This is a genomic window from Acidilutibacter cellobiosedens, assembly GCF_004103715.1.
GTDB lineage: Bacteria > Bacillota > Clostridia > Tissierellales > Acidilutibacteraceae > Acidilutibacter > Acidilutibacter cellobiosedens.
Window position 1 is genome coordinate 805,424 of record NZ_CP035282.1, and the last position, 14,838, is coordinate 820,261.

The 14,838-nt window shown below is 32.5% G+C and carries 16 protein-coding genes; all 16 read left to right on the plus strand.

Going from position 1 to position 14,838, the window contains the following annotated elements:
* Positions 1-157 precede the first annotated feature (157 nt).
* Positions 158-799, plus strand: a complete 642-nt coding sequence (locus EQM13_RS03810; RefSeq protein WP_071139652.1) for a redox-sensing transcriptional repressor Rex — start codon at positions 158-160, stop codon at positions 797-799.
* Positions 800-989: 190 nt separating this feature from the next.
* A complete protein-coding gene (locus EQM13_RS03815) occupies positions 990-2,129 on the plus strand; it encodes an acyl-CoA dehydrogenase (RefSeq protein ID WP_114218165.1) in 1,140 nt (379 codons plus the stop codon).
* A gap of 18 nt (positions 2,130-2,147) precedes the next feature.
* Positions 2,148-2,939 (plus strand): electron transfer flavoprotein subunit beta/FixA family protein, encoded by a 792-nt coding sequence (locus tag EQM13_RS03820; protein WP_071139654.1) that lies wholly within the window; start codon positions 2,148-2,150, stop codon positions 2,937-2,939.
* A 17-nt stretch (positions 2,940-2,956) separates the two neighbouring features.
* Positions 2,957-4,003 carry an electron transfer flavoprotein subunit alpha/FixB family protein gene (locus EQM13_RS03825; RefSeq protein ID WP_128752004.1) on the plus strand — a complete coding sequence of 349 codons (1,047 nt, stop codon included), beginning with the start codon at positions 2,957-2,959 and terminating at the stop codon, positions 4,001-4,003.
* A gap of 196 nt (positions 4,004-4,199) precedes the next feature.
* Positions 4,200-5,102 carry a DNA-3-methyladenine glycosylase family protein gene (locus tag EQM13_RS03830; protein ID WP_128752005.1) on the plus strand — a complete coding sequence of 301 codons (903 nt, stop codon included), beginning with the start codon at positions 4,200-4,202 and terminating at the stop codon, positions 5,100-5,102.
* A 20-nt stretch (positions 5,103-5,122) separates the two neighbouring features.
* Entirely contained in the window at positions 5,123-5,821 is a 699-nt protein-coding gene (locus EQM13_RS03835) for a DUF554 domain-containing protein (RefSeq protein WP_128752006.1), read from the plus strand.
* A gap of 317 nt (positions 5,822-6,138) precedes the next feature.
* Positions 6,139-6,420 carry a co-chaperone GroES gene (locus EQM13_RS03840; RefSeq protein ID WP_128752007.1) on the plus strand — a complete coding sequence of 94 codons (282 nt, stop codon included), beginning with the start codon at positions 6,139-6,141 and terminating at the stop codon, positions 6,418-6,420.
* Positions 6,421-6,452: 32 nt separating this feature from the next.
* Positions 6,453-8,081, plus strand: coding sequence for a chaperonin GroEL (gene groL / locus EQM13_RS03845; protein ID WP_128752008.1), 1,629 nt, complete (start codon positions 6,453-6,455; stop codon positions 8,079-8,081).
* A gap of 236 nt (positions 8,082-8,317) precedes the next feature.
* Positions 8,318-9,265, plus strand: coding sequence for a sugar-binding transcriptional regulator (locus EQM13_RS03850; protein WP_071139660.1), 948 nt, complete (start codon positions 8,318-8,320; stop codon positions 9,263-9,265).
* A gap of 325 nt (positions 9,266-9,590) precedes the next feature.
* A complete protein-coding gene (locus EQM13_RS03855; RefSeq protein ID WP_071139661.1) occupies positions 9,591-10,238 on the plus strand; it encodes a hypothetical protein in 648 nt (215 codons plus the stop codon).
* Between the two features lie 80 nt (positions 10,239-10,318).
* Positions 10,319-10,876 carry an RNA polymerase sigma factor gene (locus tag EQM13_RS03860; RefSeq protein WP_114218159.1) on the plus strand — a complete coding sequence of 186 codons (558 nt, stop codon included), beginning with the start codon at positions 10,319-10,321 and terminating at the stop codon, positions 10,874-10,876.
* Complete coding sequence (locus tag EQM13_RS03865; RefSeq protein ID WP_071139662.1) at positions 10,863-11,336, plus strand: hypothetical protein; 474 nt, start codon at positions 10,863-10,865, stop codon at positions 11,334-11,336. Before EQM13_RS03860 ends, EQM13_RS03865 begins: the two co-directional genes overlap by 14 nt.
* A 15-nt stretch (positions 11,337-11,351) precedes the next feature.
* The gene (locus EQM13_RS03870) at positions 11,352-12,149 is read left to right on the plus strand and encodes a hypothetical protein (protein ID WP_071139663.1); all 798 of its coding nucleotides are present in this window, start codon (positions 11,352-11,354) and stop codon (positions 12,147-12,149) included.
* Positions 12,146-13,054, plus strand: coding sequence for a hypothetical protein (locus tag EQM13_RS03875; RefSeq protein WP_128752009.1), 909 nt, complete (start codon positions 12,146-12,148; stop codon positions 13,052-13,054). Before EQM13_RS03870 ends, EQM13_RS03875 begins: the two co-directional genes overlap by 4 nt.
* A gap of 241 nt (positions 13,055-13,295) precedes the next feature.
* A complete protein-coding gene (locus tag EQM13_RS18155; protein WP_159429045.1) occupies positions 13,296-13,457 on the plus strand; it encodes a hypothetical protein in 162 nt (53 codons plus the stop codon).
* Positions 13,458-13,491: 34 nt separating this feature from the next.
* Positions 13,492-14,829 (plus strand): TldD/PmbA family protein, encoded by a 1,338-nt coding sequence (locus tag EQM13_RS03880; RefSeq protein WP_071139665.1) that lies wholly within the window; start codon positions 13,492-13,494, stop codon positions 14,827-14,829.
* Positions 14,830-14,838 lie beyond the last annotated feature (9 nt).

The window sequence follows — 14,838 nt, forward strand, 5'->3', positions numbered from 1 at the left end:
CGCGGGGACGGTTCTTTTGTGCTGCAGCACAAAAGAACCGTCCCCGCGTGTTGCAAGGATTTTTGATGGAATGAGGATTAGAAGTTTGACATATAAATAACAAGATGCTATAATATTTATAAATTGGTATAAAAAGAATTATAAGAGAGGGATCTGTATGGGTAATAAAGTATCAATTACGGTAATTAGAAGACTTCCAAAATATTATAGATATTTAGGTGAATTATTAAATAAAGGAATTGCAAGAATATCATCTCAAGAATTAAGTACTTTAACAGGTTTTACAGCATCCCAAATTAGACAGGATTTAAATAATTTTGGCGGATTTGGGCAACAAGGCTATGGATACAATGTTAGTGAACTTTATAGGGAACTCGGAAAAATATTAGGGTTGGATAAAGTTTATAACGCAGTAATAGCGGGAGCCGGAAATTTAGGCCAGGCAGTGGCAAACTATAGAGGATTTGAGGATGCTGGGTTTAAGGTATTATCATTATTTGATAAAAACCCTAAAATTATAGGTTTAAAAATAAGAGATATTGAAATAAGAGATGTAGATCTGATGGAGAATTTTATCAAGGAAAATAATGTGGAAATAGGTATAATAACTACTCCTAAGGAGAATGCACAGGATATTGCAAATACCTATGCAAAGAGTGGATTGAGAGGAATCTGGAATTTTGCACCTGCAGATTTGAAAGTACCGGAAAATATTGTTGTAGAAAATGTTCATTTGAATGAAAGTTTGTTTATACTTTCATATTTTTTGAAAAGAAATTTAGGCGGAAATTCTCATTAATTTAGGCATTTTAAATAGTAACTATATATAGTAGTTTATTATTTTTTGCAATTTTGACATTTAAGGAGATAATAGACAGAAAAATGGTTTAAGAAGGTAAAAATAAAAGATAAAATTTTCACAAACACTATAGCAGTTAATTTATAAATAAATTATAATATGACTTGATAATATAAGGAGGGAAAATAATATGGATTTCACTTTGACTAAAGAGCAAGAAATGGTAAGAAATGTGATGAAAGAATTTGCAGAAAATGAAGTTAAACCTCTTGCGGCAGAGATTGATGAGACGGAAAGATTTCCGAGAGAAACTGTGGAAAAAATGGCTAAGTATAATATGTTAGGGATACCTTTTCCACAACAATATGGAGGAGCCGGCGGAGATGAAATTGCTTATGCAATAGCAGTCGAAGAAATTTCAAGGGTGTGTGCGACTACAGGGGTTATACTTTCAGCCCATACATCATTAGGTTGTTGGCCAATATATAAATATGGTACAGAAGAGCAAAAACAAAAATACTTAGTTCCATTAGTAAAAGGAGAAAAGCTGGGAGCCTTTGGTCTGACCGAACCCGGAGCTGGTACTGATGCAGCAGGACAACAGACGACGGCTGTGCTGGATGGAGATAATTATATAGTCAACGGTTCTAAAATATTTATAACTAATGGCGGACAAGCGGACGTTTATATAATATTTGCAATGACTGATAAATCTCAAGGGACAAGAGGAATAAGTTCCTTTATAGTGGAAAAAGATTTTCCAGGATTTAGTATTGGTAAAATTGAAGATAAAATGGGTATCAGAGGTTCTTCTACTGCCGAACTTATTTTTCAAGATTGTATAGTACCAAAGGAAAATTTACTTGGAAAAGAAGGAAAAGGGTTTGGAATTGCTATGTCTACATTAGATGGAGGCAGAATAGGTATCGCTGCTCAGGCTCTTGGTATTGCTCAAGGAGCATTAGATGAAACGGTTAAATATGTTAAAGAAAGAGAACAATTTGGAAGACCCTTGTCTAAGTTTCAAGGACTTCAATGGATAATAGCAGATATTGAAACGGCAATAGAAGCATCGAGGCTGTTGGTCTATAGGGCAGCTTTTAATAAAGCAAATGGACTCCCTTATAATAAGGAAGCAGCTATAGCTAAATTATTTGCAGCAACTACAGCTATGAATGTAACAACTAAATGTGTTCAGTTACATGGCGGTTACGGATATACTAAGGATTATCCTTTAGAAAGAATGATGAGAGATGCTAAAATTACTGAAATATATGAGGGTACTTCTCAAGTACAACAAATGGTTATTGCGGCTAACTTATTAAAGTAATATAAGGAGGATGAAATCATGAATATTATAGTATGTTTAAAGCAAGTGCCCGACACAAATGAAGTAAGAATTGATCCTGTAAAAGGGACTCTAATCAGAGAAGGGGTACCAAGCATTATAAATCCTGATGATAGGAATGCATTGGAGGAATCATTAAAAATAAAAGATCAATTTCCGGATACAAAGGTAACTGTATTAAGCATGGGACCACCTCAGGCAGATGTCGCGTTAAAAGAAGCAGTAGCCATGGGAGCAGATGAAGGAATACTTTTAAGTGATAGAATATTTGCAGGTTCAGATACCTGGGCTACTTCGACGGCAGTTGCTGCGGGCATTAAAACTATAGGAGATTTTGATATTATATTCTGTGGAAGGCAGGCAATAGATGGGGATACTGCTCAAGTTGGACCTCAAATTGCCGAGCATTTAGGAATTCCTCAGATTACTTATGTGGAAAAACTTGAGATATTGGACGGAAAAGTAAGAGCAAGAAGAGCGTTAGAAAATGGATATTTTGTAGTAGAATCCGATATGCCTGTATTGCTTACGGCAATAAAGGAATTAAATGCTCCGAGGTATCCATCTATAAAGGGCATATATAAAGCTTATAAAGAAGAGAAAGTTAAAGTATGGAGCGGAAAAGATGTGGGATTGACACAAGAAGACGTAGGACTTAAAGCTTCTCCGACTCAGGTTAATAAATCCTTTACTCCAGACAAAAGAAAGTCCGTAGGAGAAATTTTAGAGGGTTCAACTAAGGATTCGGTCAGAGCCTTAATAGTTAGATTGAAAGAGAAGAATATCATTTAATAGAAGGAGGGTTAATCATGGCAGATAAAAATGCTGTTGTAAATGTAGATGAATACAGGGGAGTTTGGACCTTCGCGGAACAAAGAGATGGAAATCTTCTTAATGTTGCAATTGAACTATTAGGCGAAGGAAGAAAAATAGCGGATGAATTAAATACTGAATTGACTGCAGTACTTCTTGGAAAGAATGTAGACGATATAGCGGAAAAATTGATTAAATATGGTGCTGATAAGGTATTGTATGTTGAAGACGATTTGTTAAGTACTTATACAACAGATGCTTATAGTAAAGTTATTTATGAACTGGTAGAAGAAAGAAAACCGGAGATATTTTTAATAGGTGCCACTAATATAGGAAGAGATTTAGGGCCAAGATTATCTGCAAGAATTCATACGGGTCTTACTGCTGACTGTACAAGGCTTAATGTCGATTTGGAAAATAGGAGACTTATGATGACTCGTCCGGCTTTCGGGGGAAATCTTATGGCGACAATTGTGTGCCCTAATTACAGACCTCAAATGTCAACCGTTAGACCTGGAGTTATGGAAAAAGCAAAATACAATGAAAACCATAAGGGAATTATTGAAAAGATTCATCCTTATCTAAAAGAAGAAGATATTAAAGCTAAGGTTATAGAATTTGTTAAAAGCAGCAAAGCGGAGGTACCATTGGAAGAGGCTCCTATAATAGTATCAGGAGGAAGAGGATTGGGAACTCCAGAAGGATTTAAACTTATAGAAAAGTTGGCTAAGAAACTTGGGGCCGAAGTGGGAGCAAGCCGTGCAACGGTAGATGCGGGTTGGATTGAGCAAGCTCATCAAGTAGGTCAGACAGGGAAAACCGTAAGGCCGAAACTCTATATAGCATGTGGAATTTCCGGAGCTATTCAGCATTTAGCAGGTATGCAGGAATCAGATTGCATAGTGGCTATAAATAAAAATCCGGATGCTCCTATATTTAAAATTGCAGACTATGGTATAGTTGGAGATATTTATGAAATATTACCAGAGTTAATTGATGCATTGGATCATGTGGATGATATAATGGATGCCTTTAGAGCTTAAATGAAGAAACGTAAATATATTAAAAAGAACTGAATGTTTATTTAAGAATGATATGCCTCCCTATTATAAGCAGATTAAATGATAAAGATCTGTTTATAATAGGGAAGTATTTTTTTAAAATTACTTTTATTATTTTATTTTGGGTATTATAATATTGTTATATTTTATTTAGACAAAATAAAGGAGAGTTTATTATATGAAATGTAATATAAAAGAATACGAAGACGGAATAATAATTGATAATTTGAAGGATTTTAATCCCGTTCATATATTTGATTGCGGTCAATGTTTCAGGTGGAACAGAGAAGAAGACGGAAGCTACACAGGAGTAGCTTTTGGTAAAGTGTTAAATGTAAAAAAAGAGGAAGGCAGAATAATATTCACTAACACCAATATGGAAGACTTCAATAATATATGGTTTGATTATTTTGATTTAGAAAGAGATTATGGAGAAATCAAAGATGTATTATCAGAAGATCCCATACTTCGTGAAGGAATCAAATTTGGAGAAGGAATCAGAATTCTTAATCAAGATCCCTTTGAAACACTTATTTCATTTATCATATCTGCAAATAATGCAATACCAAGAATTAAAAAATCTATTGAACTTATTAGTCAGAGATATGGAAAATATATTGAAGAATTTCGTGGGGAAAAATATTTCGCTTTCCCTTCCCCGGAAGAATTATCCGTTGCGACTGTAGAAGAATTAAAAGAATGTAAAGTGGGATTCAGAGGGAAATATATTCTTGATGGAACTGACAATATATTAAATGGACAAATTGATCTTGATGAAATAAAATCTCTTTCTACTGAAAATGTAAAAGAAGAACTGATGAAGATTAAAGGTATCGGAGATAAGGTTTCAAGCTGTATAGCACTTTTTTCTATGAGAAAAGGAGATGCCTTTCCCATAGATGTGTGGGTAAAAAGAGTAATGGAATATTTTTATTTAAAAAAGGATACAAAACCTAAGGAAATTCTTTTATTCGCTGATAATAAATTTGGACGATATAAGGGTTTTGCACAACAGTATCTATTTTATTATGCCAGAGAATTGGGGATAGGGAAAGAGAAGAAACAAAATAATAGGAAATAACAGATATTAGGAGGTAAAAAATGTTAGGGACTGTAGTAAATTCCGTATCAATTATCGTAGGAAGTGTCTTAGGGGTATTTCTTAAAGAAGGGATTAAAGGAAGATACAAGGAAACAATCATGCAAGGAATGAGTTTGGTAGTAATGCTCATAGGAATAATGGGAGCAGTGGAATCAAAGAATATTTTATTGGTTATAATAAGTCTGGCATTAGGAAGTATAATCGGAGAGAAAGTAAATATAGAAGAAAAATTGGACAAGTTGGGGTCTATATTAGAAAATAAACTTGGGAAAAACAATTCATCTTTTGCCGAAGGTTTTGTTACTTCTTCTCTGGTGTTTTGTATAGGTGCTATGGCAATAGTAGGAGCTTTAGAAAGCGGACTTCAAGGCAATTATAAGACTCTCTTTGCTAAATCAGTTATAGATGGTATCTCTTCCATAATATTTGCATCTACTATGGGTATAGGGGTTGCCTTTTCATCTGTATGTGTATTTTTGTATCAAGGTATAATAACAGTTCTTGCTTCCGGAATCAAAGGTTATCTTACTGCCGATGTTATAAAGGAGATGTCTGCAGTGGGGGGGTTGCTTGTATTTGCCATAGGTTTAAATATGATGGAAATTAAAAAGATAAGAGTTGGAAATATGCTTCCTGCAATATTTGTCCCTCTTATATATCATATTTTATCAATTATATTTACGGGACTAAGGTTTTAGACGAGATTGGCATTATTAGAAAAGAAATTATAGATATTGGCTATTTAAAGGAGTTTAAAGGATATAAGAAATTATAGGAATTATGATATATTAAGAAAAATCAAGATAAACTGCGAAATTTAATGTAATATTTTTATATTATTGATACATATTATAGATAGCTTAAATATGGGTTTAAAATATGTTATTTTAAGCCTTGAAAACCCAAAACATATTAAGTAACATATTAATTGTAGATATTAGCACTCGGTAATGATGAGTGCTAATAAATTGAAAAAAATAATCAATATATTATTATATATAAGGAGGGCTAATATATGAGTATTAAACCATTAGGTGACAGAGTAGTTATTAAGAAAATTGAAAATGAAGAAAAAACCAAAAGTGGGATAGTTCTTCCAAGTACAGCTAAGGAACAACCTCAAATGGCTGAAGTTGTGGCTATTGGATCTGAAATTGACAAAGATGAAAAGAAAAAAGATCAACTTAAAGTTGGAGATAAGGTTATATTCTCTAAGTATGCAGGAACAGAAATAAAAGAAGATGGAAAAGAATATACCATTCTTAAATTTAGTGATGTTTTAGCTGTAGTTGAATAATTATTGAAGATTATAAAGGAGAGTGAAACAATATGGCAAAAGAAATTAAATTTGGCGAAGAAGCTCGACGCTCAATGGAAAAAGGCATAAATAAACTTGCTAATACTGTTAAAGTAACATTAGGACCAAAAGGAAGAAATGTTGTATTAGATAAAAAATTTGGTTCTCCGTTAATTACGAATGATGGAGTAACTATTGCTCGTGAAATTGAATTTAAAGATCCTTATGAAAATATGGGTGCTCAACTTGTTAAGGAAGTAGCGACTAAGACAAATGATGTAGCAGGAGACGGAACTACTACAGCAACATTATTAGCTCAAGCGATTATCAGAGAAGGACTTAAAAATGTTGCGGCAGGAGCAAATCCAATGATTGTTCAAAAGGGAATACGTAAAGCCGTGGATGCTTCCGTTGAGGAAATCAGAAGATTTTCAAAGAAAGTTGAATCAAAGGATGCAATAGCTCAGGTTGCATCGGTATCAGCAGGCGATGAAGAAATAGGGAAACTAATATCCGAAGCTATGGAAAAAGTAGGGAAAGATGGAGTTATAACTGTTGAAGAATCAAAATCAATGGGAACAGTTTTAGACGTAGTTGAAGGTATGCAGTTTGACAGAGGATATGTATCCGCTTATATGGTAACAGATACTGATAAAATGCAAGCAGAGTTAGAAGAACCATATATTTTAATTACGGATAAGAAAATCTCCAATATCCAAGAATTGCTTCCGATTCTTGAAAAGGTAGTACAACAAGGAAGACCTCTTTTGATTATTGCTGAAGATGTAGAAGGGGAAGCTCTTACAACTTTAGTTCTTAATAAATTGAGAGGGACAATTAATTGTGTAGCTGTAAAAGCTCCTGGCTTTGGAGACAGAAGGAAAGAAATGCTTCAGGATATCGCAATATTGACTGGAGGAAAGGTAATATCCTCAGAATTAGGATATGAGTTAAAAGATGCTACACTTGATATGCTTGGAAAAGCAAAGAAAGTTAAAGTTGATAAGGAAAATACAACTATTGTTGACGGAGAAGGAAGTCAATCGGAAATTAAGAACAGAATCAAACAGATAAGAGTTCAAATAGAAGATACTACTTCAGATTTTGATAGAGAAAAATTGCAGGAAAGACTTGCAAAACTATCAGGAGGAGTTGCAGTAATTCAAGTTGGAGCTGCTACTGAAACAGAACTTAAAGAAAGAAAATTGAGAATAGAAGATGCATTATCCGCTACAAGAGCTGCAGTAGAAGAAGGTATAATTCCTGGAGGAGGAACAGTACTTATTAATTGCATACCTGTAGTTCAAAAATTAGTGGATAAGGTAGATGGAGACGAAAAGACAGGAGTCAGAATAGTACTTAGAGCTTTAGAGGAACCGGTAAGACAAATAGCTATAAATGCAGGTCTTGAGGGTTCTGTAATAGTGGAAAAGATAAAAGAGCAAAAAGTCGGAATTGGATTTGATGCTGCAAAAGAAAGGTATGTAGATATGATAGAAGCAGGGATAGTTGACCCGACAAAAGTTACTCGTTCAGCATTACAAAATGCTGCATCAGTAGCTGCAATGGTTTTGACTACTGAAGCTTCTGTAGCAGATATAGAAGAAGAAAAAGATAATCAGATGCCGGCAGGAGCAGGCGGCGGAATGCCAATGATGTAATTCCTTTATATGTTATCCCTATGATAAGTTAATAAAAATTGCCAACGGTTTGCCATTATAGGTAATTTCCGTTGACAATTTTTTTATTTAAATGATTTTGTATCTCATTATTTACGGTATTATTTCTTAAAATTCTATACAAATAAAATTTTTTCTGTTATAATTTATTTAAATTAACTTTTATAAAAGAATATGAACATAATTTCTAATACAGAATTGGTAATGGAGGTAGAAATATGAAGGGAAGATCAATTTTTTTAGCTAAGGTAGCTTCTATGTATTATATGGATGATTTATCTCAACAAGAGATTGCTGATATGTTGGATATTTCCAGGCCGACTATTTCTCGGGCATTAGCTGAAGCAAGAGATAAAGGAATTATAGAAATTACAGTTAATTCTCCTGTTTCCAGGAACTATGATTTGGAAAAGAAATTATTGAACAGGTATAATCTGGAGGAGGCAATCGTTATTCCTGTATTTTCCACTCAGGAAGAGAGTATAACCAAAAAGTTGGGAGAGGCTGGAGCAAATTATTTTTATGAGAATATTAAAGACGGAATGATCATTGGATTATCAATTGGGAAAACGTTAAACGAAATGGCAAAAGCATTAAGTGATCAGAATTTGAATAAAAGGTTTAAATACAGTGTTGTGCCTATAGTTGGAGGAACCGGGTATATTGAACCTCAGTTTCACTCAAATGAGATATGCAGAAAAGTAGCGGAAGCTTACGGAGGGGTTTCTTATCCTATATATGCTCCGGCGATAGCAGAAAATGAAGATAACAAGAAAGCATTTATGAAAGATCTCTTAGTAAAAAGGGTATTTGAAAAAACTTTGGAAGCGGATATCATCTTTGTAGGAACCGGAAATGTAAATTCGTCTACCCTTGTAAGGATTGGAAATATAAAAAAAGAAGAAGCAGAAAATTTAAAGAAAAAAGGGATAGTAGGAGATATAGGAAGTTGGTTTTTTGATGAAAACGGGAAATTTCCTGATGTGGATATAAATAAAAGGATAGTTGGAGTAAGTTTTGATAAACTGAGGAGAAAATCCAAAATAGTATTAATAGCGGGAACTGAAAAGAAGGAAAATGTGATTAAATCAGCACTTAAAGGTAATTGGGTTGATGTATTAATAACCGATGAAAACGTATGCAGATATTTGTTGGAAAATGATTAGGACAACCTATGCGATAATTTCATGTAATCGTCAAAAGCATGATATTTCAATATTAATGTTGAAATATCATGCTTTTTAATATTTAACTAAATATATTTTATAGCCCACCAGAGGAAAATTCTAATTTTTCTTGATTCAAAAAAGACCTCCTTGATTTATTTTGCAGTACTATTAATTTCTTGTTCGTTATTATTAGTACTTATATAAAATTAATGTAGCTTTAATAGTGCTTTAATGGTGTTCTAATTTAGATATGATATTTTAATTTTTATATGGCACTTATTGATATTTACTATTATATTAAAGATTTAACTGATGATAGGAGATGAGAAAAATTAGAAAAAAAGATTGGAATAATATAAAAAGTAGCAAATTTTACAGGCAGGAAAGTTATAAAATATATATAGTTCTTACTTATAGTGGGACATTTCTTTCAAGATGTATAAAGACTTATACGGGGGAACCGTATAGTCACGTATCTGTTTCATTAAATGTTAAGTTAAATAATATGTATAGTTTTGGAAGAAAATATTATAAAAATCCTTTTATCGGGGGATTTGTTGAAGAAAGTATTAATAAAGGGGTGTATGGGAAATTTAAAAATACGACATGTGCCGTATATTCTCTTAAGATAAATGAGATACAATATAACAATTTAAGGAATTTACTTTATAAATTCGAAATAAATAGAGAGAGATATGGCTATAATTTATTGGGGTTATTAGGAGTAATTTTAAACACTCCCATAAAGAGAAAATATAAATTTTTTTGTTCTCAATTTGTAGCTACATTATTGGATTATAGCGGAATACATATTTTTAATAAACCTGCCTCTCTTGTATCTCCTAAGGATTTTAGATACTGCTCGAAGATGACATTAATTTATGAAGGAAGATTGAATGATTATAAAGTAAATTATGAGGAACTTTCCGATATTAGGATAGGGGAATCATTAGATAAAAAAATTTCTTAAATAATTATATTTTTATGCAGTATTTTTAACATTTATTTCGTTATAATTAATGTACGGAGGAAAGGAGGGGGGATTATGACTTGAATAAAAAACTGATAAAGAAGATCTTATCCGGAGATGATAATGCATTTTCCCAAGTTGTAGACGAGTATAAAAATTATGTATTTGCCATTATTTTAAATTTTATAAAAGATTATGATGAAGTAGAGAATGTAGCACAGGAGGTTTTCTTACAGGTTTACATTTCTCTTCCTGATTTTAAGATTGAAAATTTTAAAGGGTGGATTGGCAGAATTGCAGTAAATAAATCAATAGATTGGAAAAGAAAAAATGCTAAAATATATACTGAGGAAAGAATAGGAAATAGTGAAGAAATGGATAACATAAAGGAACTTAATTATTGTAAAACCCCCGAGGATATGTTGATACAAAAGGAGAGCAGAGAGATAATTTATAAATTATGCAATAGCATCCCCAGTATTTATAAAGATGTAATTATAAAATTCTATTTTGAAGAAAAAAGCTATGAAGAAATTGCCCACGAGGAAGGAACCACCGTAAAGACAATAGCTTCTCGGCTTTATAGAGGAAGAAATATATTAAAAGAGAAATGGAGGGAGGAAAATGAAACATTATGATTATTTAGAATGGTTCTTTTATAAAGAAAAAGTTTTTTCTGAAGAAAAAAACAGAGAGATGGAAGAGCATCTTTATAAATGCGAGAAGTGTATGGACATTTTTCTTTCTCTCATAGATGAAAAAGAAGTAACGAATTCAGAGAAAATGATTTCTAAAAATTTTACTGAGAATGTGGTTAATAATGTGAGAAGTTTAAAATATGGAGTACAGAAAAAAAAGAAGAAGAAATACAGAAGCGAATTTAGAACTATGTTCGGTTATTATGTAGCTGCAGCGGCGGTAGCAATTATTTTAACCTTTGGAGGATTTTATGGAGAGCTGGTGGATATGCTACCTCAAGTTGCAAACTTTACTGTTGAAAGAAAGCAAAGTAATCTTCCAAATGTGATATTTAATCTGTCGGAAAAAATAGCGGGGAGAACATCCGATTTTATTAAAAATTTTCAGATATTAAAATAGCGAGGAGGAGTTAGAATGAAGGGCAAAAGTGGTTTTATAACATTTATATTATCCTTTATTCCCGGATTGTCCCATTTTTATTTGGGATTTAAGGAAAGAGGAACAATATTTCTTATAGTATTTTTAGGTTCGATTTTATCCATGGTTGGTTTGACTGTTGTCTTCAACAATGATGGATTTGCGGCAATATTATTTTTTATGCTATGTATAATATGGTTAGTAGCGTTAATAGATGCTTTTTCCATAAGAAAGAAATATTTTATGGAAGAACAAGCTAATATATCGATGGATGAGAAGGAGGAGAATATTGGGGATATGAAAGAATCAAATAAAAAAGCTATTGCATTGGCATTTTCAATCGTGCCCGGTGCAGGACATATGTATTTAGGATATCAGAAAAAGGGACTCATTATGATGACTGCTTTTTTCTTTGTGCTGTTTTTTATAGGCTGGACGAATTTAAATATGTTTTTATTCGTACTTCCTGTATTATGGTTTTACAGTTTTTTCGACGCTCTTCATTCCGTTGACGGAAAAAATGTTGAAGATGAAGAAATTTCTTTTGCCCTTCCTAAGATAAAACCTGAATGGATAGGATGGTGCCTTATAGTAATGGGCGTATTGGTAGTTATTGAACGTGTATTATATCCTATTTTAAACATATCCTATCAAGTCAAAAATTATGTCCAGACGGGAATTGTATCGTTAATATTTATTGTAGTAGGAATAAAATTATTAATCGGAGAAAAGAGAATGGAAGATAAATCCGATGAAGAAATTGATGATGGCAATAAGGGGGAAGACCAGAAATGAAAAAGAGAAAGGTTGGAGTTATTTCCTTGGCAATTGTTTTGATTGGCCTTGGAATTATAATATTCGCTGCTCAGGTGAATAAGCTTTCGGCAGTAGAATTAGCGATGAAGTTTTGGCCTGCTATACTTTTCCTTTTGGGAGGAGAAATATTGTGGTACAGCTATAAAGGCAACAAGGAAGATGGGAATGTTAAATATGATGTTTTCAGTATACTAATGATTTTTGTTATAGTTATTGTAAATTTAGGTATTTATGGATTTATTGAATCAGGAGCTATGTCTAAGGTTAACAGGATGATTTTAAACGAAAATTATAGTTTTGATATTTCTAAGGATGGAGTCAATGTAAAGGACGAAATTAGAAAAATAGTTATAAGCGGTCCTGGGCCTTATTATAATTTAAATATACGAACGGATGAAGGGAACAAGTTGTTTTTTTCAGGTTCTTTAAATGTAAGAGCGGATAGTGAGAAAAAAGCGGAGGAAATTTCAAAAAGAGATTATATTTTTACGAGAGAATCAAATAATGTATTATATATTTCCTTTGTAAACAACAGATATCATAATAATGAAACGCTTAGTGTTGAACCTGTGGACTTGACTTTGATAATACCTGAAGATAGGGAGGTCGAAATCAGGGGAGGCAATTCCTATGAAATAGTTTTGGGAAACATTAAAAAAGATTGGACTATTGATAAGGGGGAGAGTGTAAAGATTCTGTTGGGAAAGGATTCAAATGTTAAAATAAATGCCTATGCTTCTGATAAAACAAATCTCAACGGAAATGCCCAATGGAATATTACAGGAGAAAATCCAAAAGTAAAGGGAGAATTAATACGCGGACAAGGGAATAGCAATATATATATACTCAATTGTAATGATATATCAGTAGATGAACTAAAATAAAAGATTGTATTTTATACAATTTTTATAGTATGATTTGCCTTTTTCGCGATAATTTGATTATATGAAATGCGGGTTTTTTGAAATCTGCATTTTGTTTTTTGCAGCGACTTTTTGTTTTAACTTCTTAATGAAATTAATTATTAAATTAAAATTATTAAGGAAGCCGTTGACTTATTTGAAATTTCGAGTTAATATTATTAATAGGAATATATTTATAGAAAATTTCAAGGAGGAAAATATTATGATCCTCGGGTGCTTGATTACGACCTTAGTATTAGTTTTTGTGCTTTTTATACTTATAATGGTAGGAATAGATATTACTTTGGCATTATCATTTAAAATATTTGCTCCTGTGATATTAATATTCACGGGAATTTATTTTTTATTGAAAAGCAGGAAATAATTTTATGATAAAATAGTTTTAAAGGAGGGATTTTATGTTTATTTTTCCAAAGGATCTTTATACGGATGTAAGAATTGAAAATGTATATTCAACTGAAATATTTTATGAAAACGGGAAGTTGAGACAAAATTTAAAAAGGGATTATAAGGGAGCATTTATAAGGGTATTTGACGGCAAAAGATGGTTTTACTGTTCGACAACGGATATAGATAATATTCAGAAGGAAATAGATAATTTGGCAAAGATGGCAGTCCTTAATAAAAAGATAGGAGAAAATCCGGTTGTAAAAATGTTTCAGATAAATAAAGGGGTGTATTATCGTTTTAATGATAATAATATTTTGGATATAAAACATGAGGATAAGGTTAAACTTCTTAAGTCTTATTTTCCCTTTTTATCTGGCAAGGAAGAATTGAAAACGTGGAAGGCGTTTTATATTGATAATCGTACTGATAAAGAATTTTATTCGAGTAAGGGTGCGGATTTAAAGTTTGATTATCAGACATGCGCTGTTGTATTCAGATATTCTTTAAATATAAATGAGAAAACTTTTAACGGAAGATATGATAAAACAAGTACAGATTTTAATGAACTGAAAGGACTTGAAGATGAAATTGGAAGTGTCATAAAAAGGGATATAGAATATGTGAAAGAATCAAAGCCTGTAATTCCGGGTAAATATACAGTTGTATTTTCCCCGATAGCAACGGGAGTTTTTACTCATGAAAGCTTTGGACATAAGAGTGAATCGGATTTTATGGTTGGAGATGAAACCATGATGAAGGAATGGGCCTTGGGGAAGACCGTTGGTGTTAAGAACTTATCTATTGTTGACAGAGGTGATGTTTTGGGAAGAGGATTTGTACCTTTTGATGATGAAGGAACCAAGGCAACTAAGACATATCTTGTTAAAAACGGCATACTTTCGGGAAGACTTCACAGTAGTGTTACAGCAAGTAAATTGGAAGAACAACTTACGGGAAATGCCAGAGCCGTTAATTTTGAATTTGAACCCATTGTCAGAATGACAAATACTTATATAGAAGCAGGAGACAAATCCAAAGATGAAATTATATCTGAAGTAGATAAGGGAATCTTAATAGTGGATATCAACCATGGTTCGGGAATGTCTACTTTTACAATTGCTCCTAATATTTGTTATATGATAAGAAACGGTAAAATTGCGGAACCCGTAAATGTGGCTGTTATAAGCGGAAATGTAATGGAAACCCTTAATGAAATTGACGGAATATCAGATGAAATAGAGCTTATGGCATTTTCAACGGGAGGATGCGGTAAGATGGAACAATTTCCTCTTCCTGTTGGCTTTGGCGGACCTTATATAAGAGTAAATAATATAAATGTTCAGTAAAGGGGAGGA

Bases quoted from the DNA above. Each gene is read 5' to 3' on its own strand.
- EQM13_RS03810 (WP_071139652.1), top strand. From the start codon at position 158: ATGGGTAATAAAGTATCAATTACGGTAATTAGAAGACTTCCAAAATAT.
- EQM13_RS03815 (WP_114218165.1), top strand. From the start codon at position 990: ATGGATTTCACTTTGACTAAAGAGCAAGAAATGGTAAGAAATGTGATG.
- EQM13_RS03820 (WP_071139654.1), top strand. From the start codon at position 2,148: ATGAATATTATAGTATGTTTAAAGCAAGTGCCCGACACAAATGAAGTA.
- EQM13_RS03825 (WP_128752004.1), top strand. From the start codon at position 2,957: ATGGCAGATAAAAATGCTGTTGTAAATGTAGATGAATACAGGGGAGTT.
- EQM13_RS03830 (WP_128752005.1), top strand. From the start codon at position 4,200: ATGAAATGTAATATAAAAGAATACGAAGACGGAATAATAATTGATAAT.
- EQM13_RS03835 (WP_128752006.1), top strand. From the start codon at position 5,123: ATGTTAGGGACTGTAGTAAATTCCGTATCAATTATCGTAGGAAGTGTC.
- EQM13_RS03840 (WP_128752007.1), top strand. From the start codon at position 6,139: ATGAGTATTAAACCATTAGGTGACAGAGTAGTTATTAAGAAAATTGAA.
- groL (WP_128752008.1), top strand. From the start codon at position 6,453: ATGGCAAAAGAAATTAAATTTGGCGAAGAAGCTCGACGCTCAATGGAA.
- EQM13_RS03850 (WP_071139660.1), top strand. From the start codon at position 8,318: ATGAAGGGAAGATCAATTTTTTTAGCTAAGGTAGCTTCTATGTATTAT.
- EQM13_RS03855 (WP_071139661.1), top strand. From the start codon at position 9,591: ATGAGAAAAATTAGAAAAAAAGATTGGAATAATATAAAAAGTAGCAAA.
- EQM13_RS03865 (WP_071139662.1), top strand. From the start codon at position 10,863: ATGAAACATTATGATTATTTAGAATGGTTCTTTTATAAAGAAAAAGTT.
- EQM13_RS03870 (WP_071139663.1), top strand. From the start codon at position 11,352: ATGAAGGGCAAAAGTGGTTTTATAACATTTATATTATCCTTTATTCCC.
- EQM13_RS03875 (WP_128752009.1), top strand. From the start codon at position 12,146: ATGAAAAAGAGAAAGGTTGGAGTTATTTCCTTGGCAATTGTTTTGATT.
- EQM13_RS18155 (WP_159429045.1), top strand. From the start codon at position 13,296: ATGATCCTCGGGTGCTTGATTACGACCTTAGTATTAGTTTTTGTGCTT.
- EQM13_RS03880 (WP_071139665.1), top strand. From the start codon at position 13,492: ATGTTTATTTTTCCAAAGGATCTTTATACGGATGTAAGAATTGAAAAT.